Source organism: Paenibacillus sp. FSL M7-1046 (assembly GCF_038007405.1).
Classification (GTDB): Bacteria; Bacillota; Bacilli; order Paenibacillales; family Paenibacillaceae; genus Paenibacillus_AQ.
Genome location: NZ_JBBOXB010000001.1, coordinates 3680797 through 3705542 on the forward strand (window position 1 = coordinate 3680797; position 24746 = coordinate 3705542).

At 45.5% G+C, this 24746-nt stretch carries 23 protein-coding genes and 1 pseudogene; 19 read left to right on the plus strand and 5 right to left on the minus strand.

Translation table 11 applies throughout. The features are described 5' to 3' along the window. Positions 1 to 3: 3 nt before the first annotated feature. Together efeO and NYE29_RS16225 are read right to left on the minus strand one after the other, a co-directional pair. A complete protein-coding gene (efeO, locus tag NYE29_RS16220; protein WP_340896763.1) occupies positions 4 to 906 on the minus strand; it encodes an iron uptake system protein EfeO in 903 nt (300 codons plus the stop codon). A 268-nt stretch (positions 907 to 1174) separates the two neighbouring features. Then, a complete protein-coding gene (locus NYE29_RS16225) occupies positions 1175 to 2152 on the minus strand; it encodes a LacI family DNA-binding transcriptional regulator (RefSeq protein WP_340896764.1) in 978 nt (325 codons plus the stop codon). Positions 2153 to 2523: 371 nt separating this feature from the next. Here NYE29_RS16225 and NYE29_RS16230 point away from each other — a divergent pair, with 371 nt between their 5' ends. Next, entirely contained in the window at positions 2524 to 2748 is a 225-nt protein-coding gene (locus tag NYE29_RS16230) for a helix-turn-helix domain-containing protein (protein WP_019908812.1), read from the plus strand. 150 nt (positions 2749 to 2898) lie between these two features. On the opposite strand, the gene NYE29_RS16235 is transcribed toward NYE29_RS16230, so the two are convergent. Further along, a complete protein-coding gene (locus tag NYE29_RS16235) occupies positions 2899 to 3288 on the minus strand; it encodes an aspartyl protease family protein (protein ID WP_076110780.1) in 390 nt (129 codons plus the stop codon). Then, complete coding sequence (locus NYE29_RS16240; protein WP_231578326.1) at positions 3285 to 3521, minus strand: hypothetical protein; 237 nt, start codon at positions 3519 to 3521, stop codon at positions 3285 to 3287. Before NYE29_RS16240 ends, NYE29_RS16235 begins: the two co-directional genes overlap by 4 nt. 409 nt (positions 3522 to 3930) lie before the next feature. Here NYE29_RS16240 and NYE29_RS16245 point away from each other — a divergent pair. From NYE29_RS16245 to NYE29_RS16255, 3 genes and pseudogenes are all read left to right on the plus strand, one after another. After that, a pseudogene (locus NYE29_RS16245) lies at positions 3931 to 4029 on the plus strand (LuxR C-terminal-related transcriptional regulator); the annotation flags it as partial. 168 nt (positions 4030 to 4197) lie between these two features. Beyond that, the gene (locus NYE29_RS16250) at positions 4198 to 4959 is read left to right on the plus strand and encodes a SagB/ThcOx family dehydrogenase (protein WP_076110779.1); all 762 of its coding nucleotides are present in this window, start codon (positions 4198 to 4200) and stop codon (positions 4957 to 4959) included. Positions 4960 to 5125: 166 nt separating this feature from the next. After that, entirely contained in the window at positions 5126 to 5470 is a 345-nt protein-coding gene (locus NYE29_RS16255) for a hypothetical protein (protein ID WP_340896765.1), read from the plus strand. A 109-nt stretch (positions 5471 to 5579) separates the two neighbouring features. On the opposite strand, the gene NYE29_RS16260 is transcribed toward NYE29_RS16255, so the two are convergent. Further along, positions 5580 to 5765: a hypothetical protein gene (locus NYE29_RS16260; protein WP_038595962.1), complete on the minus strand. Its 186-nt coding sequence runs from the start codon at positions 5763 to 5765 to the stop codon at positions 5580 to 5582. Positions 5766 to 6051: 286 nt separating this feature from the next. Here NYE29_RS16260 and NYE29_RS16265 point away from each other — a divergent pair, with 286 nt between their 5' ends. The 15 genes from NYE29_RS16265 (at position 6052) to NYE29_RS16335 (ending at position 24717) form a co-directional block, all read left to right on the plus strand. Continuing rightward, positions 6052 to 7473, plus strand: a complete 1422-nt coding sequence (locus NYE29_RS16265; protein ID WP_340896767.1) for a spore germination protein — start codon at positions 6052 to 6054, stop codon at positions 7471 to 7473. Between the two features lie 12 nt (positions 7474 to 7485). Next, the gene (locus NYE29_RS16270) at positions 7486 to 8568 is read left to right on the plus strand and encodes a GerAB/ArcD/ProY family transporter (protein ID WP_340896768.1); all 1083 of its coding nucleotides are present in this window, start codon (positions 7486 to 7488) and stop codon (positions 8566 to 8568) included. Beyond that, on the plus strand, positions 8561 to 9661 hold the full coding sequence (locus NYE29_RS16275; RefSeq protein WP_038595958.1) for a Ger(x)C family spore germination protein: 1101 nt from the start codon (positions 8561 to 8563) through the stop codon (positions 9659 to 9661). Before NYE29_RS16270 ends, NYE29_RS16275 begins: the two co-directional genes overlap by 8 nt. Positions 9662 to 9833: 172 nt before the next feature. Continuing rightward, positions 9834 to 10847: an ABC transporter substrate-binding protein gene (locus NYE29_RS16280; protein WP_038595955.1), complete on the plus strand. Its 1014-nt coding sequence runs from the start codon at positions 9834 to 9836 to the stop codon at positions 10845 to 10847. Further along, positions 10828 to 11604: an ABC transporter ATP-binding protein gene (locus tag NYE29_RS16285; protein ID WP_038595953.1), complete on the plus strand. Its 777-nt coding sequence runs from the start codon at positions 10828 to 10830 to the stop codon at positions 11602 to 11604. Before NYE29_RS16280 ends, NYE29_RS16285 begins: the two co-directional genes overlap by 20 nt. Beyond that, positions 11598 to 12350, plus strand: coding sequence for an ABC transporter permease (locus NYE29_RS16290; protein ID WP_038595950.1), 753 nt, complete (start codon positions 11598 to 11600; stop codon positions 12348 to 12350). The genes NYE29_RS16285 and NYE29_RS16290 overlap by 7 nt, the downstream gene beginning before the upstream one ends. Before the next feature lie 172 nt (positions 12351 to 12522). Beyond that, positions 12523 to 14445 (plus strand): BglG family transcription antiterminator, encoded by a 1923-nt coding sequence (locus NYE29_RS16295; RefSeq protein WP_340896769.1) that lies wholly within the window; start codon positions 12523 to 12525, stop codon positions 14443 to 14445. 133 nt (positions 14446 to 14578) lie between these two features. Continuing rightward, complete coding sequence (locus NYE29_RS16300) at positions 14579 to 14896, plus strand: PTS sugar transporter subunit IIB (RefSeq protein ID WP_340896770.1); 318 nt, start codon at positions 14579 to 14581, stop codon at positions 14894 to 14896. Positions 14897 to 14919: 23 nt separating this feature from the next. After that, complete coding sequence (locus tag NYE29_RS16305) at positions 14920 to 15243, plus strand: PTS lactose/cellobiose transporter subunit IIA (RefSeq protein WP_340896771.1); 324 nt, start codon at positions 14920 to 14922, stop codon at positions 15241 to 15243. Between the two features lie 53 nt (positions 15244 to 15296). Next, positions 15297 to 16613, plus strand: coding sequence for a PTS cellobiose transporter subunit IIC (celB, locus tag NYE29_RS16310; RefSeq protein WP_340896772.1), 1317 nt, complete (start codon positions 15297 to 15299; stop codon positions 16611 to 16613). 39 nt (positions 16614 to 16652) lie between these two features. Further along, a complete protein-coding gene (locus tag NYE29_RS16315; protein WP_340896773.1) occupies positions 16653 to 18158 on the plus strand; it encodes a glycoside hydrolase family 1 protein in 1506 nt (501 codons plus the stop codon). Positions 18159 to 18432: 274 nt separating this feature from the next. Next, positions 18433 to 20778 carry an S-layer homology domain-containing protein gene (locus tag NYE29_RS16320; RefSeq protein WP_340896774.1) on the plus strand — a complete coding sequence of 782 codons (2346 nt, stop codon included), beginning with the start codon at positions 18433 to 18435 and terminating at the stop codon, positions 20776 to 20778. A gap of 303 nt (positions 20779 to 21081) precedes the next feature. Next, positions 21082 to 22734 carry an extracellular solute-binding protein gene (locus NYE29_RS16325; RefSeq protein ID WP_340896775.1) on the plus strand — a complete coding sequence of 551 codons (1653 nt, stop codon included), beginning with the start codon at positions 21082 to 21084 and terminating at the stop codon, positions 22732 to 22734. A gap of 171 nt (positions 22735 to 22905) precedes the next feature. Then, a complete protein-coding gene (locus NYE29_RS16330; protein ID WP_340896776.1) occupies positions 22906 to 23811 on the plus strand; it encodes an ABC transporter permease in 906 nt (301 codons plus the stop codon). Between the two features lie 18 nt (positions 23812 to 23829). Next, a complete protein-coding gene (locus tag NYE29_RS16335) occupies positions 23830 to 24717 on the plus strand; it encodes a carbohydrate ABC transporter permease (RefSeq protein ID WP_340896777.1) in 888 nt (295 codons plus the stop codon). Positions 24718 to 24746: the final 29 nt, after the last annotated feature.

Here is a 24746-nt window from a genome sequence, read left to right on the forward strand (position 1 = left end):
TGCTCACACTCCTAGAATAGTCCCCATGTTGGACAACGGTTCAGCTAAGGCATCCAGATTCTGGCTCAGCTTACGTACTTCGTCTTCCTTGAGTGTTTCGTAGGAAACGTAGCCGTCGCCTGATTTAAATGGAGCGAGTTCGTCCAGTAGTGCCGTAAACCGTTCGCCGATGGTCTGCTCAAGCTCTGGATCCTTTTTGGCAAGCTCGGGTTTCAGCAGCTCGTAGATTTTTTGCGCACCTTCTACATTGGCGACAAAATCATACAGATCCGTGTGTGAATAACGTTCTTCCTCGCCGGTCACTTTAGAGGAAGAGACTTCGTTCAGCAGTTCGACTGCACCGGTAACAAGCAGATTTGCATCAATCTCCGCCGTTTCCACCTTGGCGCGCAGGAGCTGGGCATCCTTCAGCAACCGGTCGGCGACTTCAGACATGCCGTCAGTCGTGCTGTTTTGCCAGAGGGCCTGTTCGATTTTATGGAAACCGCGCCATTCGGCCGCATCCACATCATTTTCACGGGCATCGATATTGGGATCAAGATCTCCGAGCGCTTCGGCAATCGGTTCAATCCGCTCATAGTACATACGGGCCGGGGCATACAGCGCCTTCGCTTCGTCGAGACTTCCTGCTTTGACAGCGTTCGTAAAGTTTTCCGTCTGCTTGACGAATTCGTCGCATTGTTCAATGACGTAGGTCCGGTATTGCTCAATGGCTGAAGAGAAATCGGCGGCAGCTGTGGTAGCGGTGGCATCAGCCGTAGTAACCGGAGCGGCTGTAACTGCGCTGCCATTTACCGCAGCCTCATTGTTGTTATCCGTATTATTATTGTTCTCATTGCCGCTGCAGCCGGTAAACAGAATGGAAGCAGCCAGCAGCCCGGCGGGAACAGCGTAACTAAATTTCAATCAAAACACCCCTTTTTCTAATGTAAGAACTTGTATGCAAATGATAATCGTTATCAATTATGCTGGGATTATCATAAATCCCTGCACAGTGGCTGTCAACAAAAAAATGTGATATTTATCATAGCTGAAAAAGGTCAATAAAAATCCGCCCCTGAAACAGGGACGGAAGCAAAAGCGCATCTAGCCACCGGTAAAGCTGCGGGTGGGATGCGATCAAGTATTTAATCGTATAAGTGCCGCTTGTAAAGGCAATTCAGAAAGGATTCCCTTAAACCGTAGAGCGCTCAATAATCCGGTATGCCAGCTTGCGGTACACCGGGAGCGTACTATCCCCGCTGATCTGTTCATGGATAATCCGGAAGGCGGAGGCTCCCATCTCGTATAGCTGATTATCAATTGTAGTGATCTCCAGCAGCCGTCCGATCGGCTGATTGTCAAAGCCCATCACTGCCAGATCTTCCGGAATGCGCAGCCCGTGCTTGCGTGACTCGATTATGAGTCCGGCTGCAACATGGTCGCCTGAAACGATAACCGCATCAGGCCGCTCCCGCATCTCAAGCAGCGAGCGCGCTGCGGCCGCTCCGTGTTCTTCGGTCATACAGTCGTAGATCATCCATGCTTCCTGAAACGGCAGCTTGTTCTCGGCAAGAAACTCACGGAATGCGGATTGGCGGATGGAGGAGCTGCTGCCGTTCTGTCTGCCTTCGCAGTAGCCGATTTTACGGTAACCTTTGCCAATCAAATACTGCAGGCCGTGACGGAAAGCAGCGTAATGCTCAATATACACAGAGGAGAAGCGGCGTTCCCCGCTGTTCTGGCAGGTTACTATCGGACCGTAGGCGGTGTATTCCTCAATGACTTCGGGCTGAAGTGCTGTGGATACGATAACGACGCCGTCAATTTCCTTATTGCGCAGCATTTCAAGCACCTTAAGCTCTTCCTCGGGTGAATAATTGGTCTGGCAGAGAATCAGCCGGTACTGCGCGAGCAGCGCCTCATGAGCAAGGCCGTCCATGACAATGGAGAAATAAAAGAAGTTGATAAACGGCAGGATCACCGCAACGGCACCGGTACGGCCGGTAATCAGATGCACAGCATTCATATTCCGTGTGTAGTTTAACTGTTCTATGGTATCAAGCACAGCGGCTCTTTTGTCTTTGCTGACATAAGGATGATTATTAAGCACTCGCGACACGGTTGTTACGGAAACACCGGCGATGCGGGCGATTTCTTTTATATTGGCCATCGGTTCAGCAGCCTCCTGAGTCAGGGGTATAATGATTTTATTTTATCACATCTCCCCTTGGAAACCTCCCGAATAAAAACACTTGCTATGGAATCCATTTCATAAATTACACTGGGGTTGCAACAGCTTACCGGATAAACCGGCGTTACCGAAAGGGCGTGACGGACCGGTGATGCCTGTTATTTTGCCGCCTAGAGGCGGCTTTTTCGATATGAAAAAGTATGGGACGCCTTGTCCTTGATCCCTTTCTCCGCTACTGCCCATTTTAGAGCAGCAGCAGCACCATTAACATGCCCCATACATAGTATGATTTGACTGTATCCCTTTACCTTGTTATACCAAACAAACCCGAGCAAGGAGGGGTGACACCATTGAAAGGGAACGAACATCATAGCAAATTTCTGTTGACGCATCGTGAGCGCGAAGTATTCGAGCTTCTCGTGCAGGACAAAACAACACGGGATATTGCCGGATTGTTATTCATCAGCGAAAAAACCGTCCGCAACCACATCTCAAACGTCATGCAAAAACTAAACGTAAAAGGCCGTTCGCAAGCGGTTGTCGAGCTGATCAAGCTTGGGGAGCTGAAAATATAGCTGCCGTGCTTTCGCAGTGATGAATGCGTTTAAGCCTTCTTTTACCCTTTGGGGTGAGGGGAGGTTTTTTGTTTCAGATATAAGTGGAATGTGAATAAAATACAAATAGACCAAGCGATTGCTGTCCCTTGAGGGTAAGCGTTGCCCGGTCTATTTCTCAAACTTAATAGTCATGGTTTCAAAATCCACCTTGCATTTGGCTCTCATCATAAAATCAATGCCAACAATTCCGTCAAAGCCATAAGGCTCTTGAATCGAACCAAGCTGAATGGGGAAATCCGTCAAAGTAATATGTTCAATGCAAAAGTCAGGAATCTGCTGCTCATAGCAAATTTCGCTCGTTCCTCCTACCCCATACATCCGCTTGGCTCGCCCATTTATAAAATCAATGTGAATACCTATTGCAGCTAATGCATCGGAATCAAAAACAGTTGCCGCACAGCCTGTATCAAATAGAACATTATGCAGAACAATTGAATTGTCATATTGAGCTAAAGTCAAGGAAACGATAGGCAAGCCATATTGTAATTGTAACTTCATATCCGTTGCCGTACTCCTGAGAAAAATTCCTCGACAACCTCAACATCGCTTCTGCTCGTATGAAATACATACAGCTCACGAGTCGGATGTAGCTTGTGAAGCTCTTTATAACCGCTCCATGCCTCCTCGGGATTATCGTAGTCTTGAATGACCGCCATATCCTCTAATTGACGCACACGGTTGCTGGAGCTTGCCTTGATTGCTTCCACCAGTACAAAGCGACCTGGGTGCAATTCCGTAATTTCTCCCCATTTCATCGGCTTCACCTCGCTTGGTTTATCATATTTTTAGTATAGCATAGACGCTTAAGGAATTTTGATGTTAAAGTATATGGTGCACCTGTGATGGTGGTGTTTTACTTTCAACTGATGATTTTGTAGAAGAACTATTTTTAAAAGTACAACAAACAAAAAATAAAGTTGAAAACAGTTCGGCGAAGAGTTATCCTGATAGCCTTTCGCTAACTTTATTGGAATTGATGGTTTTTATGATTTAGTGATACAAGAGGATAATTTTGATTATCAGAAATTTAATTTGGATTGGTTCCCATACCTCAGTGAAGATGAACTGGGACATCAGATTAAACGGTTTTATTTGGATTACTTTGAGACGTGATGCATTTGAATTGATTTTAGTTGGTGTATTTCAAACCACATCTCAAACGTCATGCAAAAACTAAACGTAAAAGGCCGTTCGCAAGCGGTTGTCGAGCTGATCAAGCTTGGGGAGCTGAAAATATAGCTGCCGTGCTTTCGCAGTGATGAATGCGTTTAAGCCTTCTTTTACCCTTTGGGGTGAGGGGAGGTTTTTTGTTTACTCACCAAAACAACTGAATAGTGAGTTAGATCACATTCTATTTTTTATGAGATGATAAATTAAAGCTATTAAGGTAATTCAGGAGGATCTGTTATGACAAGATACGAACAGCAAAGGCGCTTTCTAAAATCTAATTTTGATGAATTTAAACATATAAAAACAGATAAGATCAAAGGACTTGCACAACCACCCATTGTTAAGCCCGCCCATTCGAAATCACTAATTATTGATTTGCCAAAAGTCAGCAAAGACGTTGTGTGTAATGAAAACATTTTTGATTGTATAAATCAGAGAAGAAGTACAAGGTTTTATTCTGCGGAAACTTTAAGTCTGGATGAGTTATCCTATTTATTATGGGCTACCCAAGGGATTACGGGTATTAATAAGAACGGACTTACGCTGCGAACTGTACCCTGCAGTGGGGCGACACACACATTTGAAACCTATTTAATTATTATGCGGGTAGAAGGCATTCAACAAGGAATCTACAGATACCTTCCTGTCGAACATAAGCTATTATTTATGTTTGAATTAGATGAACTTGAACAGAAGATTGATGCTATAACTTTAGATCAGCCATTTGTCCCTAACTTTGCAAAAAAGGCTTCTGTCCTGTTCGCATGGAGTACAACACCATATCGCTCCGAATGGAAGTATGATATTTCAGCTCACAAAAAAATCCTCATCGATGTTGGACATGTATGCCAAAACCTTTATTTATCCAGTGAATCTATCGGTGCTGGTGCTTGCGCAATTGGAATTTATGATCAAAAGCTGATTGATGAGATTTTAGAATTAGACGGTGATGAAGAATTTGTTATCTATCTTGGCGCAGTTGGGAAGAAACGAGAATAGCTACTCGCGAATGGACCACCCATCAACACAAATGCTTCGGAAGTAACGCGTTTAAGCCTTCTTTTATCCTTAGGGATGAGGGGAGGTTTTTTGTTATGGAGAATGGAGTTGGCATGGTAAAATTTATAATAATATCAATTTCACATCGAAAGCGGGGCTACGGGGGATGACAAATAAGCATGGCATAGTAACTTTGATGTTACTGGTTATATTGAGTACATTTACGGCCTGTGACAGTAAGCAGGGCAGTGGGGAAGATGCTGTATTATCCATGGATAAGGTGCGCTCGTTGGCACAGCAAGGTGAAGATCTGGCGTGGACAGACTTTGAGGGATATCCTTTCGAAGATGTGGGTTCGGGATTATACATCCGTAAATACGCGGTGGAAGGGGATTACCATGTACTGGTCAGCGGCAGGAGCATCGACAAGGCCCCTGATACGGTTTACCTTGTGAACCCGACCGGGGAGCAGATCGATCTACGGCATGATGATGTGGAGGATTGGAAGTAATAATTGGAAACGTAAATAAAAGGCCATCAGCTCCGGAAGCTTAAGTCCCGGATATGGCGGCCTTATTTCATAAGCAGGTTAGTCAAGCTGTATCTGAAAGCTGATGTGGCTAGTGATATTTGATGGTCTTAATGCGTGACTCTTGTTCATAAGTAAGCGGGCTCGGAGTTTGCGGCGTGTGCAGATGCCGCTGCACGGTGTATTCCATGTTCCGGTAATCTTCCTCTCCTGAAACGGTCCATGGCTGCCAAATACCGGATACCCAATTCTTAATTTCCTTTAGTCCTTCAAGCATTTCCTTCATCCTCCTTGAGCGATGAAATAAATAGATTTTTATTGCTTTGGTTACGCTTACATTATAGCATGACTGATCTGCTTTTAAAAGAGGTGTCCACGGGAAAAAGACAAAATTTATAGCTGAAAATAGATATTTAAAAGGTTTTGTATCTTCCTGAAAGAGCGATGTCTCTATACAGGAGACACTCTCGATTCAGAGCATCCGTTTCCTGCGCATTCATAAATATCAATGAAAATTTTGGGGATACTACCTTAAATATTATGGTGAAGGCGTGGTTAATATTATGGATTTAGGTTCGCAGAATACTCTTACGCTCGGACATATTCTTAAAGAATTTGATCAATGTGCCGATTTGATTCACCGGACCTTTCCGGATATACAGACGGATATTGTGTACTTTCCGGCTATTGTGGACAATACCTTGTTCATCAAAGAAATTCTGGAGCCGTTTTCCCGCATTCAGCTTCAAGAAGCCGAACAACTGTTCACGCAGTCGCAATTCCTTCAAGTGACTGATAGCAAAGCGGCGGTTATCGGCATCCTGGAGGGCTGTGTCGCAGTCTCTCACCAGGACAGCATTTATTTATTGAATGCTTATAAACCGGAGGCCCGCAATGTTCAGCAATCGGAGACGGAAACCATTATCGCGGGTCCCCACGATGCTTTTGTGGAGTCAGCATTAACAAACCTCTCCTTAATCCGCAGCAGAATAAAAAGCTCACATTTAAAAATCAGGAAGTATTCTATCGGAGAAATCTCCAAAACAAGTGTGTATGTTCTTTACATTCAGGATATTGCCAATCTGGCCTTTGTTGAGGACCTGGAGCGGCGGATTCAAAGAATAGAAACAGATGCAATTAATGACGGGGGGACGTTGACCCAATTCATCGAAGATAGGCCGAATTCGGTGTTCCCCCAATTTTTGACCACGGAAAGGCCGGATGTTGCTGTATCCAAGCTGGTTGCCGGGCGGATCATCACGATTATTGACAACAGCCCGACAGTCGTCAGTGCTCCGGCCGCTTTTTTTGAATTTTTCTCCTCCCCGGATGATTACTACCAACGCTGGACTTTGGGGACGGCTCTGCGGCTATTGAGATTACTGGCTCTGATCATTACGATCACTTTTACATCCATGTATGTATCCGTAACCACCTTTCATTACGAGATGATTCCCGAAGCGCTGCTGAGAACGCTGGCGGAATCGCGCAATAAGGTGCCCTTTCCACCTGTATATGAGGCGCTGCTTATGGAGATCATGATTGAACTGCTGAGGGAGGCGGGTGCGCGTCTTCCTACCAAGATCGGACAAACGATCGGGATCGTAGGCGGTATTGTTATCGGACAAGCGGCAGTGCAGGCCGGACTGACCAGTAATGTGCTTATTATTGCTGTTGCTTCATCCGCTATCGCCTCTTTTGTCATTCCCAGCTATATGATGAGTGCCTCCATCCGTCTGATCCGCTTCGGGATTATCATTCTTGCCGGAATATGGGGGAATATGGGACTTGTGATGGGGATCGCTCTAATTGTGATTCACCTATCCAGCCTGACCAGCCTGGGCTCATCCTATATGATTCCTATAGCACCTATGAAATCCGGTGACTGGAAGGATGTATTTATCCGCGCGCCATTCTCTATGTTAAGAACCCGGCCCTCACAGGCACAAACGTCCAATCCGGTCAGGCAAAAAAACAGAAAGTAGGAACGGCAGGCTATGATGGACAAACTTCGCCCCTTTCATATTACAGTTCTCGTGTATATGACACAGGCCGGGATCGTGATGTTTACGTTACCGCGTAGTCTGGCCGACTATTTTGGTACGAACGGCTGGCTGGTTCTGATTCCCTGTTTCCTGGTGTCGTCATTTAATATTTTTTTGATTTCTCTGGTCTTTCGGCTGGGCAAGGGACGCTCCGTCTTTGAAATCATGGAACAGTCTATTCCTAAGTGGATACTCTATCCTTTTTACATAGGCTTAGCGTCTGTCTGGTTGATCTTCGGCTGCATGATCGGGAAAAAATATGTGCTTTTATTTCAGATGCTCTCTTTCCCGACTACGAATCCGATGATCTTCAAGTTTGCTATGGACATCCTTCTTTTTCTAATACTTATCAAAGGGATTTATTCGATATCCAAAACAGCAACGCTTTTTTTCTGGATGATGACATGGATGTTCCTGCTGCTGCTGTGGTTTTTTCCAGCCTTCCGCTGGGAGAGATTCACTCCGTTCATTCTCCAGGGTGGACATGACCAGGTTAAAGGGGGAATAGAAGTGTATGCCGCATTTTTGGGTTATGAGCTGTCCATTCTGCTGTTTCCTTACGTGGAAAAAACGAAAAAGTCGATGGCCGCCATCTATGTCGGCAACGCCATGTTATCCCTGAGCTACCTCTGTCTCGCTCTTATTTGTTTCGGCTTCTTCAGCCTGGGCCAGTTGAAAAGACTGCTGTATCCCGTGCTTGATTTGCTGGCCTATATCCAGCTTCCATTCATTGAGCGGCTGGAAAATTTGCTCTACGGCTTTTTTCTCTTTTTAATTCTGATGACTGTCGTGATGTACTGGTGGGCAGCAGAGGAGGCTGTAAAGAGAATCGTACCCAAGTTAAAGACAACGGTACTGGTATTTGTAATGATGGCTGTTTCCTACGCTATCTCTTTTATCCCGAAGACTTTGGATCAGGTTAACGTCTGGATCACCAATCTGGGTTATGCGGCAGTCGGAATTGCCTTTGGGTTTCCGATCCTATTACTTATAGTGCTGTTAATTCAGGGGAAAGCGAGGAGCTCTCATGAATAATAAGCTGTTCATTTCAATGGCTGTTTTGCTGTTGTTAACCGGCTGTAAAAGCGATGAACGGATTCTTGAAAAGCTGGGCATGGTGCAGACATCGAGCTATGATCTGTTGGAAAATAACAAGTTAAAGGTGACCTCCTGCGTTCCGGTAATTGATCCTAACTCCACCATCCGCCGGGAACTGCTGAGTGCGGAAGTGGACAGCATCAAGGAAGCCCGGCTGGATTTCTCCAGGCAGACCGACCTGAAGGTAGTCAGCGGACAGCTAAGAGATTCCTTGTTCGGAGCGAAGCTGGCAAAAGCAGGTGTGGAGGATTATATCGACACCCTGCTGCGCGATCCTTCCATCGCGCTCGGCGTCAGAATAACTGTTGTTGAAGGTGATGCCGGAGAGCTATTGACCAAAAATTTCAAGCCGCATACAGATACCGGACGTTATATAACCCATATGCTGGAGAAAGAGGCTGCCGGCAACAGCATCCCGGCAACGACTTTTTATGAGTTTTCCAGGGATTACAACGATGACGGTATTGATCCCGTTACTCCCATAGTGAAGGATGCCGGGAACAAGGTACTCATTGACGGGATTGCTTTGTTTCAGGAGGACCGTTATGTTACGAAAATTTCGGCTGAGGACGGGATTATCTTCGGCCTATTCCGTGATGATCTGAGACAAGGCGAAATCGCAATCAATTTAGGGCAAGAGGACGGCAAAAAGGTCGTTGTCATGTTCAGCTCCTTGTTAAACAAGCGTAAGATCAAAGTGCACCATCTGGAGGATGGACGTTTTAAAATTGATCTCTCTGCCTCCATCCAGGGTTCGGTGCTTGAATATACCGGTAAGCAGAAGCTGAATGAGGAAAAGGACAGAAATGAATTGGAGAAGCAGATCTCAGAATATATTACAGCCAGAGCCCAGAAAATGGTGCAGCAAATGCAGCAGTATAACGTAGACAGTTTCGGAATCGGTGTGCATGTCAGAAACAGCTTGTCCTACAAGGAGTGGAAGGCTCTGAATTGGCGAGAGGTATATCCTGAAATTGAGGTGGAGTGCCAGACGAAAGTCACTATTAAAGACTACGGGAAATATTCATAGGAGAGCTTGTTTACGATTTATTTCAATTTATAAATATACAAAATAGGACAATGGGTGTAAAATTGCAATTACTTAATGCTTCATGGGGGAGCATGACGGTTTTTGCATGCCTATATGTGAATTAATGCGCATGGCAAGAGTACTAGAAAAAGAGATGGAGGCTACGAGATTCATGGAAAGAAAAAACTGGAAACAAGTAATGATGCTGTTTATGCTGGTCGCTGCGGTCAGTATGGTTGCCGCTGGCTGCGGAACTTCAAGCAATAATACTGTGTCGAAAAATACAGGAGCCGCTGCAGGGGAAGCAAAGGCGAACACGAATACACCGGCTGAAGCGGTTACGGTGTCGCTTGGTCTGCTGCCTTCAATTGATGCCATTCCTTTCATCATTGCCCACGAGCAAGGTTTCGACAAGAAACATAACGTCAATTTGGATATCCAGACCTTTAAGAGTGCCAAGGACCGTGATGTGGCCTTCCAAGCCGGCAAGGTGGACGGGTTGAGCGCTGATCTGGTGGCGATTTCCATCTACAACGAGGCCGGTCTGGACGTGAAGATTACCAGTACAACAACAGGTGAGTTTGATCTGCTGACCGGGAATGACGAGATCCAGGAAGTGAAGGATCTGAAGGGCAAAACGGTCATTCTATCCAAGAATACCTCTACCCAATATACCGTAGCTATGATGCTGAAACAGGCAGGTCTGAAGGAAGAGGATATTACAGTGACCGAGGTTCCGCAAATTCCGACGCGGCTGGAGCTGCTCAAGAATAAAAAAGCCGATGCGGCTGTTCTGCCTGAGCCATTCGTCACCATGGGCAAAACCTCCGGACTGCGCGTACTCAGCTCTACGGTATCGGCAGGCGTGAATCCGTTCGTGCTGGCGTTTCCGCAAAGTGCGATCGAAGCCAAGGGACAAGCCATCCGTGATATGTACACGGCCTATGATGAGGCAGTGGAATATATGAAATCCCACGACCAATCGGAATATATTGATCTTATTATCAAAGAAGTAGGCTATCCAGATACACTAAAGGATGAAATTAAAGTCCCTGAGTACCTGCCTGCCTATCAGGTGGATGTGAAGGAAGTTGAGGCGGCATTTGCCTGGGCACGGGAAAAAGGCCTGCTGACCAAAGATATATCGGCTGAAGAAGTGATCTCCGATGTCCAGTTTAAGAAGTAGCGGACTCCGCATTAAAGAGCTTCAAGTTGAATATAAAAACGGACAACTGGCTCTGGGACAAGTCAATCTGGACTTGCCGCAGCATGGCATTTATACGATAATCGGCCCCTCGGGCAGCGGTAAATCTACACTGCTGCGGGCGATTGCCGGTTTGCTGCCGGGTTATCAGGGCGAGCTGCTGTTCAACGGGAAATCCGTGCATGACAAAGAAACACTGATTGGCCTTGTTCCGCAGAACTACGGTCTGCTGCCCTGGAAGACCGTTCATGACAACATTCGAATTGCGATGAAGATTACCAGGCCTGCGGGCGGCAGCAAGCAAGAACGGGAAACGCAGATTCATCAATGGCTGACATCGATGGGGATTTCCGAGTTGAGTGACCGTTATCCGCTTTCGCTGAGCGGCGGCCAGCAGCAGAGGGTAGCGATTGCCCGGGCATTTGCCATTCTGCCGACGATCCTGCTGCTGGACGAGCCTTTTTCAGCGCTCGATGTCATTACGCGCGAAGCGCTGCAGCAGATTTTCCTGGACAATTGGCTGGCTCACCCGGCTACGACACTGTTTGTGACCCATGATGTGGAAGAAGCGATTCTGCTGGGCCAGAAAATTATCGTCATGCCATCGGTCAAACAGCACACCCCGGAAATTCTCGACAATACCGCAGTGTTCGGCATGAAGCATGAGGACAAGCGGGACAGTAATGAGTTTTTCGAGCAGACCAAGCAAATCAGAAAGGTAATGCAGGAGAAATGGTGAAAAAACAGCGGCTTCATCACGTATTGCGTTTGTTGTTAGTATTCCTGTGTATGAATATCATCTGGTATATCGCCTATCTGCTGATGAATCATTCCATCCTGCCCAGCCCCGGCTCCGTGTATAACGCGATGTTTCATTTGGGGGCCAGGGAGGTTCTGCTGAATGTCGGCTATAGTCTGCTGCGGATCTTTGAAGGTGTTGCACTGGCGCTGGTGATTGGTCTGCTGATCGGCCTGCTGATGGGCCGCTCACCGGTCTGGAACAGGCTGCTTGATCCGGTCGTGTACCTGACCTATCCCATTCCCAAGATTGCTTTGCTGCCTGTGGTGATGCTGTTCTTCGGTCTTGGCGAAACCTCCAAAGTGCTGATGATTATGCTGATTCTGCTCTTTCAGGTCATCATCTCCGTGCGCGACGGAGTCAAGGCGATTCCTGACAGCACCTACGATGTGCTAACCAGCATCGGTGCAAGTGCGGGGCAGAAGTTCTGGAATGTGACGCTGCCGGGCGCATTGTCGGTTATACTCAGCACGATCCGGATTTCACTAGGGACTGCGATTTCCGTGCTGTTCTTCACTGAGATTTACGGGACGGAGCATGGCATGGGCTTTTTCATTATGGATGCCTGGCTGCGGCTGGATTATCCGGAGATGTACGCGGGCATTATGCTGTTCAGCCTGGTCGGATTTGTGCTCTTCCTGCTGGTGGATGTACTGGATTATAAGTTTATGAAGTGGCGGAATTAACAGAACGAGGTATGAATATAAAGCTTTCTTTTGTCCCCTTGGGCTAAAGAGAGCTTTTTTCATTTATAATTCCCCCCCGACCGAAAAATGTTGAGTATAAGTTTGTAATACTGTAAATTCTAAAATAATACTGCCATCCTCATTATATTTTTTTCAAGAAAGAGGGAATAGCTTGTTATCAAAACGCCAAAAACAAATCCTCCTATACCTAATACACTCGAATCGGCCGGTTACAGCAGCTTGGATTTCCAAAGAATTAAATTTGAGTGATCGAACCATCCGGAATGACTTGAAGGATTTACAAAAGAACTGTGTCCCGTTAGGGCTAAGAATAGAACTGATCAGGGGCAAAGGATTCGAAGTGAAAATTACCGATATAGATTTATTTTATCAACAATTTAGTGAGCTAAGTAATGATGAGACCAGTCATACTGCAATTGATTTTTCTGAACAAGAGAACAGGGTCTTTTATTTGTTGAACCGTTTTTTGTTGAAAAATGACTATATAAAATTAGTGACGGTTGAAGATGAAATGTTCGTTTCTAAATCCACCATACAAAACGATTTAAAAGAAGTGCGTAAAATACTGGAGAAATACAACCTGAGTATAGTAAACCGCCCCCATTACGGTCTGTATATAGAGGGGGATGAATTTATGAAGCGAATATGTTTGGCAAATTATTTATACAAAAGAGAAGAAGGAATCGGTCCCGCTCACGCGAGCATTAATTTATTTGACAAAGAGGCATACCGACAAATAAAAGAAATACTCGTTGATAAAGTAAACAAATACAAAATCGAAATATCCGATATATCTTTAGAAAACCTCGCCATTCACTTAATTATTGCCTGCAAGCGGATCGAAGAGGGATTTTTGATTGATAATCCGTCAGTACATCTAAAAGAAGATTATCCTTTCGAAAAAATAGTGACTCAGGAAATTGTCAAACAAATAGAAGACTTTACAGGACTGTTATTTCCTGATTCGGAGATCAATTATGTTATTATCCATCTGGTTGGGACAAAGTTGCTTCCTAAAGAAAGTTTGTCAGAGTACAGCAACTTGGATGAAGTGGGATCCATTGTAAGATGTATGCTGAATAGATTACAAAACGAGTCCAATTGGGATTTTAATGGGGACGTTGAATTCATTCAAGCACTAACCCTTCACATTAGGCCTGCGATGAACAGAATTAGGTACAAAATGAATATTAGAAACCCTTTGTTAAATGACATCAAAGTGAATTTTCCAGCGGCCTTTGAAGGAGCGCTTATCGCCAGTAAGTGTATTAACAACTTTTTGGAGGTAGAGGTTGGAGAGCATGAGGTGGCTTTTATCGCTTTACATATTGGCGTGGCTTTAGAAAGAATGAAGAATAAAAACAAAAAGATAAAAAGAGTTATTCTTGTGTGTGCATCAGGGGTCGGTAGCGCGAAATTACTGTATTACCGCTTGATTAATTTATATGAAAATAAGATACAGATTGTAAATACCATCAGCTACTATAAATTAGCAGAAACCGACCTGTCTTCTATTGATTTTATTATCAGTACCGTTCCTATCAAGGAAAATATAGGGGTACCTGTCCATGTCGTAAAAACCTTTTTAGATGATAAGGATCTAAAGCAGATCAGCCACCTCTTGTCCTCTTCAGAGCAGCAGGGAGGGGCTTCTGCTTTTCTTGATCCATCCCGGGTATTTGTGAAAAAAGAATTAACAACGAAGGAAAGTGTCATTCATTTTTTAAGTGATGAGCTGGTTAAACAAGGCCTTGTACCCGATCATTATGAATCCTTAGTATTAGAAAGGGAGGCATTGGCTCCAACAAGTTTTGGTAATCTGGTAGCCATTCCCCATCCTACCCTGCCCGTGACGACAGAAACGTTCTGGACCCTCTGTACGCTGAAACGTCCTATCCGATGGAACGATAAGCAGATGGTGCAGTTGATTTGTTTGTTGAATATAAAAGAAGGAAATACTGTCGATTTAGAAAACATGTATAAGAAACTCGGTTCACTTGTAGAGGACAAGGAGATCGTTGAGCAAATTCTCGTTAAGGACTCCGTGGAAGAAATCATGCAGTTATTAAACTGAAATAACAAGCAGTGTTTTTACACCACAAACGTTTCCTATTGTTTTTGGAAAAAGGCCGGCTTAAAAAGAAAGCGGTTTAGCGATAGACTGAGGTTGTCAGTAAATACAAAAGCATTAAAGGGGGAGAACGATTATGAATACAATCATGTTAGCGTGTAATGCAGGGATGAGTACAAGCTTATTAGTAACTAAAATGCAAAAGACAGCTGAGGAGAAAGGGATACAAGCTAATATTTTTGCGAAGCCAGTTAATGAAATTGAACTTACATTGCAAGAAAGAAAGGTGGACGTCATCTTATTAGGTCCTCAGGTGAAATATATGAAAAAACAATTAGACACTAAATTAGCCGATAAAAATATTCCGGTTGAAGCTATTGATATGATGCATTACGGTATGATGAACGGTGAAAAAGTACTTGAACAAGCATTACAAATAATTGCGGGCAAATAGAGATACGAGGGGAGTAGTAAGTAATGGTAGATGAAGTGAAAGAGGAATACTATACTGTGGCGTTTAACATCATTAGCAACGTAGGCGCAGCTAAAAGCTTAATCATGGAGGCGCTTTATGCAGCAAAAGAGGGAGAATATAAAGTAGCAGAAGAAAAATTAGAAGAATCAAAGCAGCTTTTTAGAGAAGGGCATAAAATGCATAAATCATTAATCAAAAGAGAAGCAAATGGTGAACAACTTCAATTCTCCCTGATTCTTGTTCATGCTGAAGACCAGCTCATGAGTGTAGAAACCATTTCACTGCTTGTTACAGAAATGATTGAACTATATAAGCGTTCTAATTAGATAAACCCTTCACTGTAAAACATCCCTTTTCAAGAAAGGAAAGTGTAACACACATGGCTAAAATAACAGCCTTCCTGGAAGAAAAGATAATGCCTGTTGCGGGGAAAATAGCTGCACAAAGGCATTTATCTGCACTCCGTGATGCAATGGTCCTGACGATCCCATTTATTATTATAGGTTCGGTGTTCTTAATCCTGGCCTATCTGCCAATTCCAGCCTATTTAGATTATTTAACCGCTCATCCAGGAATCAAAACCGCTTTGTTGTATCCCTACGGTGGCACATTTAACCTAATCGCATTAATTGCTACTATTGGAGTGGCATACCGATTAGCGGAGAGTTATAAAGTCGATCCGTTATCGTCTGGTATTGTAGCCTTATGTTCGTTTTTTATTATCACACCGAATTCAACCTTTACGGTGGATAATGTGACCACCACAGCAGTGAATGTTGTTTTTTTCACCAGTCAAGGATTGTTCGTAGGATTGATTATTGCCGTTTTGACAACCGAAATTTTCCGCAAAATTGTCCAAAAGGATATTGTTATCAAAATGCCGGATGGAGTTCCGCCAACAGTTGCGAGATCCTTTACAGCACTAATTCCGGGGTTTGTAGCGGTCATGAGCGTTGTCGCAATTCGCTTACTCGTTGAGAATTTCACGTCTTTTGAGAGCGTTCACAGAATTGTGGCCCAACTTCTCCAAGAACCTTTAACTGCTGTTGGGACAAGCTTAATTGGTACTATTATTGTTTTCTTACTTGCCAATTTATTGTGGGCTGTAGGTCTGCATGGTTCTTCTATTATTGGCAGCACTATTATGTTGCCCGTCTGGCTTCAGTTGTCAGCAGCCAATGCCTCAGCTCTCTCTGCAGGCATGCCTCTTGAGAATATTGCTACGGCAGAATTCAAATTTTTCATATGGATGGGTGGCGCAGGTACCACTCTAAGTCTTGTTGTTTTAATGTTCCTTTTTTCCAAAAGTAAGCAGATGAAGCAAATAGGACGAATAGGTATTGGGCCAAGCTTATTCAACATCAATGAACCCGTCCTGTTCGGACTGCCGATTGTACTGAATCCGGTGATGTTAGTTCCATTTCTCCTTACTCCAATCGTTACTGTGCTACTTGCTTATTTATCCATGTCTTTAGGAATCGTGGCCAAACCCATCGGAGCATTGCCGCCTCCAACAACGCCGTTATTTATCTCAGGATATTTGGTTACCCAAAGTATCTCGGGAATTGTCTTGCAACTGGTTAATTTCGTTGTTGCAATTCTTATCTACCTCCCGTTCTTCAAAGTTTTAGATAATCAGAAATATAAAGAAGAACAGGATAACCGCAGTATCGAAACTGAAAGCGTTTTAACTTAATGGAGAACATTAGATTGATAAAATGAAGGAGGTAACAGCATGGGATTTCCACAGGGTTTTTTGTGGGGTGGTGCAACTGCAGCTAACCAATATGAAGGAGGATACAAGGAGGGAGGCCGAGGATTGGCCGTTTCTGACCTGATGACTGACGGGACAAAGGATTCTCCGCGCAAAATATTTTATCAATTTCCCGATGGCCGGGAAGGTGAGATTGGCCAAGGTGCCTGCATACCTATTGGAGCTAAAGGCATCTTAAAAGAAGGATACTATTACCCAAGTCATAATGCGACGGATTTCTACCATCACTACAAAGAAGACATTGCTTTATTTGCGGAAATGGGATTTAAAGTTTATCGATTATCAATTTCCTGGACGCGAATTTTTCCGAATGGGGATGATGAAACCGCTAATGAAAAGGGATTGGAATTCTATGACAATGTTATCGATGAATTGCTGAAGTATGGCATTGAACCTCTAGTAACGTTATTGCATTTTGATATGCCGCTCAATCTTGCTGATACCTATGGTGGCTGGACCAATCGAAAGCTGATTGATTTCTATTTACGGTTTGCCGAAACTATATTTATCCGGTGGAAAGACAAAGTGAAATATTGGGTGACAATTAATGAAGTGAATGTGCTTGGTGGTTATTGGACCTTAGGGTTAGCTTCAAATAATATCAAGGAAGGAACCCATTCTAATCAAGGTGAAACTCCACTCGCTGATGCAGGTGACAAATTACAATCTATCCATCATCTTATGGTGGCTTCGGCTTTAGCTAATAAACTGGCCCGGACTATTAATCCTGATTTTAGGATGGGAGCCATGTTGGCATTATCAGGGATCTATCCAGCAACCTGTCATCCAGATGATGTTTTTGGAGCCTATGAATTTAGAAGAAAGGCGTTAATTTTCTCGGATGTAATTTTAAGGGGGTATTATCCGAATTATGCCCAAGCCATTTTTGATGAATATAATTTCGAATTAAAAACAGAGTTTGGCGATGAAGAAATCCTAAAACAGTATACTTCTGACTTTTTAGCTTTTTCCTATTACCGTACAACCGTATTTGATCGATATTCACCTAACACAACGACAACTGGTGGTCAACAAGGTTCTCCTAACCCGTTTCTTAAAACAACACCGTGGGGGTGGCCAATTGATGCCAAAGGCCTGCGCTTTGTATTGAATGAGCTGTATGACCGCTATCAGAAACCTTTGTTTATTGTAGAAAACGGTATGGGCAATATAGATAAAGTTGAAGAAGATGGAAGTATTCATGATGATGAACGTATCGACTACTTAAAAAATCACATCAGAGAAATAAAAAATGCTATCGAAATTGATCATGTGGATCTGTTAGGTTACACACCTTGGGGCTGTATAGACATTGTCTCTGCCGGAACGGGTGAAATGAAAAAGCGTTATGGCTTTATTCACGTCGATTTGGATGATAAAGGAAACGGGTCGTTCAAGCGCACCAAGAAGAAATCATTTTATTGGTATAAAAATGTTATCGCTACGAACGGAGAACAATTGGATTGAAATAGTTGTAGCTGCTGCCAAGGGCTGATATTCCATTTACTGACTAAGTAAGGTTTAATCTGTTTTTAAAGCTCACTTTTCCAATTATAACGTTATTACCGGCTTCCTTCGGGAAGCCGGTTTTTTATATCGTTTTATACGCGGGCGGTGATTTTATGCAGTTGCTGTAACTTCCTGTCGCAAATACAATATGGAAAAAATATCTATTTATCTTTATAATTAGAGGGTGTTTATTCGAAGACGCAAAGCTACAAAACTTTGAGGAGGATGACTTTTGAACAGCAACAGCAATCAGTTTATTCATCAGACCGCAAAAGCGGCATTGATTACTACAGTAGCGCTTGCGCTGCTGCTGCCCGCCGGGTTTGCTTCGGCGGAATCCGGCTTAGTGCCGCCTGCGGCATCAGCCGAGGCAAAGAGTGCCGGAACAGCGGCGAGTTCCGCAAGGGCGGATGCAGCCCTAGCCAAAATCACACAGGATGAGGCCGTTGCCAAAATGCGCGAGCTCTTCCCTGTTCTAAAAAATGCAAACGTCACCCGTGTTCAGTTAGGCAACAACGATTACTATTCAGCTGGCACCACGCAGATGGCATGGACCATCGAATGGGAATATCAGGTTGACAGCGGGGGATATGGGTTCTCCAGCATCATTGATGCCATCACCGGGGATCTGATCAATACATATATTAATTTCCCCCTTGTGGATGATACCGCTTATTATCCTCCCAAGCTCTCGCGGGCGGAGGCTCTGGAGAAAGCACGAAGTTTTATTACCGCGGCAATGCCCTCGCTGAAGAGTGAAAAGATTCAGCTGGTAGAATCGAGATTTTCAGATTTGAGCAGTGAAGTGCTTTTTGGTCCCGTCCAATATTCTTTTAATTTCAATATGCTGAGGAACGGGATACCTTCTCTTGCGGATGATTTAATCATCGGCATCAATGGGAATGGGGAGGTAATCAATTTCAACAAAATGTCCGCAGTGCAGGCATTTCCGTCTGCCAAGCCGGCTATCTCCAAGGAACAAGCGAAGAAGACTTTCACGGATAACTTTAATGTCGGACTGTACTATACTCCGGTATACAAGAATGGAAACGTAGCAAGCTGGATACTTGGCTGGAAGGCGGAAGAGCAGGCCTTGTATTCGATTGATGCTCATACGGGGAAAAGACTGGACAACGAAGGCAAGGAAGCTTCGTCCATTCCCGTATCCCATGAGACCGTTCCGCTTGGCAAAGAGGTCTTCCAGCCGCTTGCTTCCGGCAAAGAGCTTACTGTTGAGGAAGCGGTCAAACTGGTAGAGAAGGTGGCTACCCTTCCGGAGGACCGCAAGCTGATCAGACAAGTGAAGAGCACCGCTTACCAGCGGCTGGATCAGAAGGTCTGGATGCTGACGTGGGGAGCGGATCCGGAGGGGATGCAATCGGGAATGCCGCACCATTCCTACGCGGAAATTAATGCGGTTACAGGCGAGATTACCCAGTTCCAAATGGAACAGTACATGTATGGTGAAGAGGTTAAGACGCAGCCCGTTCCCGCAGGCAGCAAGAAGCTGACCCCGGCTGAAGCTAAGCAAAAGGCACTTGCCCTAGTCAACCGTATGTACAATAAAGCAAGCAGCAATCTTAAACTGGTTGAACATGGCGGAACATGGAGCGTGAAGCCGGACGGGAAGGGGTACCGTTATGAATTTATAAATTATTATCAGGGCATACCTGTAAGCGGCAATAATATTTCTATTGAACTTGATCTTTACGGTGGACTTCAAGCCTATACTGCCGGTGGCAGTTTAGATTATACGAAGCTCACAGAAGTGCCGGCTCCGGCAATCTCCAGGGCGGAAGCGCTGCAAAGCTATCTTGGCCAGTATGACATGCAGCTGCAGTTTGTTCGTTTAGGCGGAAATACTGGTAATGGCGGCATTGTTGATTCGACAGTGAAGCTGGTATATGACCCGCTCACGGCTGACACCGGTGAGATGAGTAAGGTGCTGGATGCCAATTCGGGGAAATGGGTTTCGCTCTACGAGCGTAACGGACGGACAGCTACTGCTGGTGAAGCGGTCGACCTGAAAGGGCACCCTGCCGAAAAACAACTGACCGAGCTGCTGAAATACAAAGTGCTTACTCCGGATGAAGGCGGCAAAGTAAATCCAGACCAGGAAATATCAACCGGGGATTGGTGGACGCTGATTGCAGACGCATCGACAACCTATTACAAGGGCTATTCGGGTGCGGAGAGCAAAACGGTGGCAGGTGTGAGTCCCGAAAGTCCATATTACGATGCCATAAACTATGCCGTAAACCGCGGATGGATCAGCAGAGATACCGTGGTCCGGCCGGAAAGCAAGCTTAGCCGCGAAGAGTTGGCTGTCCAGCTGTCTTTTTTTCTGAAGTATGGTAAGCTTTCCAGCTTCCTCGCGAATGATGCCGTCGTAAGCAGCTTCAGCGATAGCGCAGCTATCAACTATAAAGGTGCGGTGGCGCTTGCCGTGAAGCTTGGACTGCTGGAGGGCGAGAACGGAAAGTTCAACCCACAGCAGATTGTAACCAAGGCGCAGGCTGCCATTGTTATCATGAAAATGGTGGAACTGCAGGGCAAGCTTGATCAGCCTATCGTATAATAGAAGCTATTCGAAGAGCCTGCTTCTGCTGCGTAACGGCAGAGGCAGGCTCTCTGCACCTGATTTAATTTATGCTTATTTATAATGAAGAGGACTGTTCCCCAGCCAAGGAAGCGGCGAGGGAGCAGTCTTCTTTTTTATAGTAAGGGTGATCAATTACTGGCCCTGCCGGCTTGTTTATGGTTTTATTAAAAAGGATTACTTAAAGGTAAAGGAAAGATACCGAATGTAAATGCATTCCACTCGCCAGTGTCAGCGCTTTCTTTATACAATAGAGAGGTAGAATACAAGGGAGGTTCTGAGATGGGGAACAAGAAAAAAAGCTTGCCTATAGTGGCAACGGCCATTGCTTTATCATTGATCTTTAGTGGTTGCGCGAACGGAAACAATCGGGAGAATAGTGCTTCCGGCGAGCCGGCAAGCCCGGCCAAGACCGAAGATCAAGGTGGGCCGCTGACAAAATATGATCCGCCGATCAAACTTAGCTCTACGATGAATGAGACTGGTAAAGAGACTCTGGCGCAGGGAGATACCCATGCCAACAATATATGGACGCGCGGATACAAGGACGAGCTCGGGATTGAAGTCAGCTATGACTGGATCGTAGCAGATGCCAATTATAATGACAAAATGAACGTTACGATGGCAAGCGGCGATTTACCGGACTTGCTGAAAGTGAACATGGTGCAGTTCGAACAGTTGCATGAAGCGGGAATGCTTGAGGATCTGACGGATGTCTACGACAAATATGCCTCGGATCTGGTAAAAGAATACTACAGTGAAGAAGACGGCGCAGGCCTTAAGCCTGTCACCAAAGATGGTAAGCTGTATGCCATGGTAAGCTTCGGCGGATCGCTGGATTCCTCGGATATGGTCTGGATCCGCAAGGATTGGCTGGATAAGCTAGGACTGTCAGAGCCGAAGTCGCTCCAGGATATTATCAAGATTGCTGAAGACTTTACGTTTAAGGATCCGGACGGCAACGGGAAACAGGATACCTACGGTATTTCACTGAACAAGGATCTACCGATTAACGGGTTCCTGCTAGGCTATCATGCCTACCTGGAAACCTGGATCAAGAATGATCAGGGAGATATCGTTAACGGAACCGTGCAGCCTGAGGTGAAGACAGGACTTGGCGAGCTGCAGCGCCTGTACAAAGAGGGTGTAATTGATCCGGAATTCGGAGTGAAGGATTTCGCCAAGGCGATGGAGGATGTCAATGCGGGCAAAGCCGGGATCATGTTCCTCCCTCAGTGGGCGCCTTTCCAGGTCAAGGATATGATTAAAAAGGATCCGAACGTGAACTGGGTTCCTTATCCGGTGCAATCGATTGATGACCAGCCTGCCAAGACACAGAACCATCTTGGGCTGGGCGGCATTTTTGCCATCCGCAAGGGCTATGAGCATCCCGAGGCGCTGGTCAAGCTGCTTAACTTCCAGGCTGAGAAAATGTTTGGCGAGTCGGCCGCAACAGAACGGGCGAAATACCTGAACGGCGATACAGGGCTTGGCTTCCAGAACGCAGTTGTTGCCAATCTGCCGCCGAACAAGAACGTGAAAGCGCAGGATGAGGTGGAAGAAGTGCTTGAGAGTGGTGATACCTCCAAGATGGGGCTGGAGGCCAAATTATTCTATGATGATATTCTGGCCTACCGCGACGGGGATCTGGATAAGTGGCATATAGAACGGATCTTTGGACCCCTGAGCTCGCAGTCCGTAATCAAGCACTACCGGGATAATGATTTGATTGTGATGAACGAATTCATCTATGCTCCGACCAAAACCATGAACAGCAAGCAGGCGACCTTGGATAAACTGCGGGCAGAAACCTTCGTGAAGATTATTTACGGAAGCCTCTCCATTGACGAATTCGACAAGTTTGTGGCGAACTGGAAGAAGCTAGGCGGAGATCAGATCACCCAGGAAGTGAATGAGGCCATAAAAGGAAACTAACCGGTTGTGATAGCATAACGGGACTGTTCAAGGACATGAGAATGTCACCGGGGCAGTCCCGTTTTGCATTCCGACTTGCGAGGTCAATATAAGATACTTAATGTCAACAGGCTCCACTATAAACACAAAAATGGGCTGTTCTATAATCAAGATACAAGGAGGAGACAGCAGATGCATTTTAATCCCAAGCAATTCATCCGCAACATTCCGCTTCATTTAATGATATTACCGGCCTTGTTGCTGATCCTAATTTTTAGTTATGTCCCGATGGCGGGACTTGTGATCGCCTTTCAGGATTTTTCACCGATTTCCGGCTTCCGGAAGATTACGTGGACCGGGCTCGAGAACTTCCGGTATTTATTTGAATTGCCCGGTTTTAGACAGGTGGTGTGGAATACTATCTTTATCTCTGTGATGAAGATTGTGGCCGGACTGACCGTGCCGGTCATTGCCGCACTGCTGCTTAACGAAGTAAGGAAAGGCGGTTTTAAACGGTCCATTCAGACCATCATTTATATGCCGCATTTTTTCTCCTGGGTTATTCTTGGCGGGATTGTTGTGGATGTACTGTCTCCGAGCAGTGGGATCGTCAACATGCTGCTGAAGGCATTCGGAGTGCAGCCGATCCAATTCTTGGCCGATAACACCTGGTTCCCCTATATTCTGGTGATCACGGATCAATGGAAAGAATTCGGCTTCGGCACAATTATTTATTTGGCCGCCCTGACCAGCATAGACCAGTCCCTGTATGAAGCCTCTGTTATAGACGGCGCCGGCAGATGGAAGCAGACCTGGCATATCACGCTGCCCGGCATCCGCCCGATAATGATTTTGATGCTGACGCTCAGCCTGGGCAATGTCCTGAATGGCGGCTTTGACCAGGTGTTCAATCTGTACAATCCGCTGGTGTATGAATCAGGCGATATTTTGGATACGATGATCTACCGGATCGGCCTGCAGGAGGCACAATATTCCGTGTCGACTGCACTCGGATTGATCAAATCCGTGGTTTCGTTTGTATTTATCGGACTTGGTTATTATCTCGCCTACCATTTTGCCAAATACCGGATTTTTTAGAGAGAGGACTTGGACTGTATGCATCATACTTCAACAGCTTACCGCTGGTTTCTTCGCTCCAATTATGTAATTCTTACTGTACTGGCTCTGCTCTGTCTGTTTCCTATTGTAAATATTCTGGCCATCTCCTTCAGTTCAAGCGCCGCAGTTAACGCTGGCCGTGTAACGCTGTGGCCGGTTGACTTTACCTTTTCCTCCTACCGGTACATGCTGGAGAACCACCAGTTCATCCGCTCTTTCGGAACAAGCCTGCTCAGGGTTGCACTTGGCGTATCCGTCAACCTGCTCTTCACTATTCTGGTGGCCTATCCGCTGTCCAAAGAGGCGGTGACGTTCCGCTCGCGGACGGCATATGCCTGGATTTTTGTCTTCACCATGCTGTTTAGCGGTGGGTTGATCCCCGGGTATTTGATAGTCAAAGAGATGGGGCTGCTCGACAGTGTCTGGGCACTCGTATTGCCGGGGGCGGTTCCCATTTTCAATGTGCTTCTGATGCTCAATTTCTTCAGAGGGCTGCCGAAGGAGCTGGAGGAGGCCGCGTGGATGGACGGGGCAGGGCATTTGCGCACACTCTGGAGTGTATATCTTCCAGTATCATTGCCCAGTGTTGCGACTGTGACGCTCTTCGCTCTGGTTGGCCACTGGAATGCCTGGTTTGATGGGATGATTTATATGAGAAGTCCGGAGCATTATCCGCTGGCTACTTATCTGCAGTCTATGCTTCAGCAGGCCTCTGTACTAACGGAGAATGTGACCTTTGAGCAAGCTGCGCTGCTGGATCAAATCTCCGACAGAACAACCCAGGCTGCTCAGATCTTTTTATCGATTCTACCCATCCTGGCGATATATCCGTTCCTGCAACGTTACTTTGTGCATGGACTGGTCGTAGGAAGTGTAAAAGGATAGAATAGAGAGGATAAGCAGGGAGCCGGTCA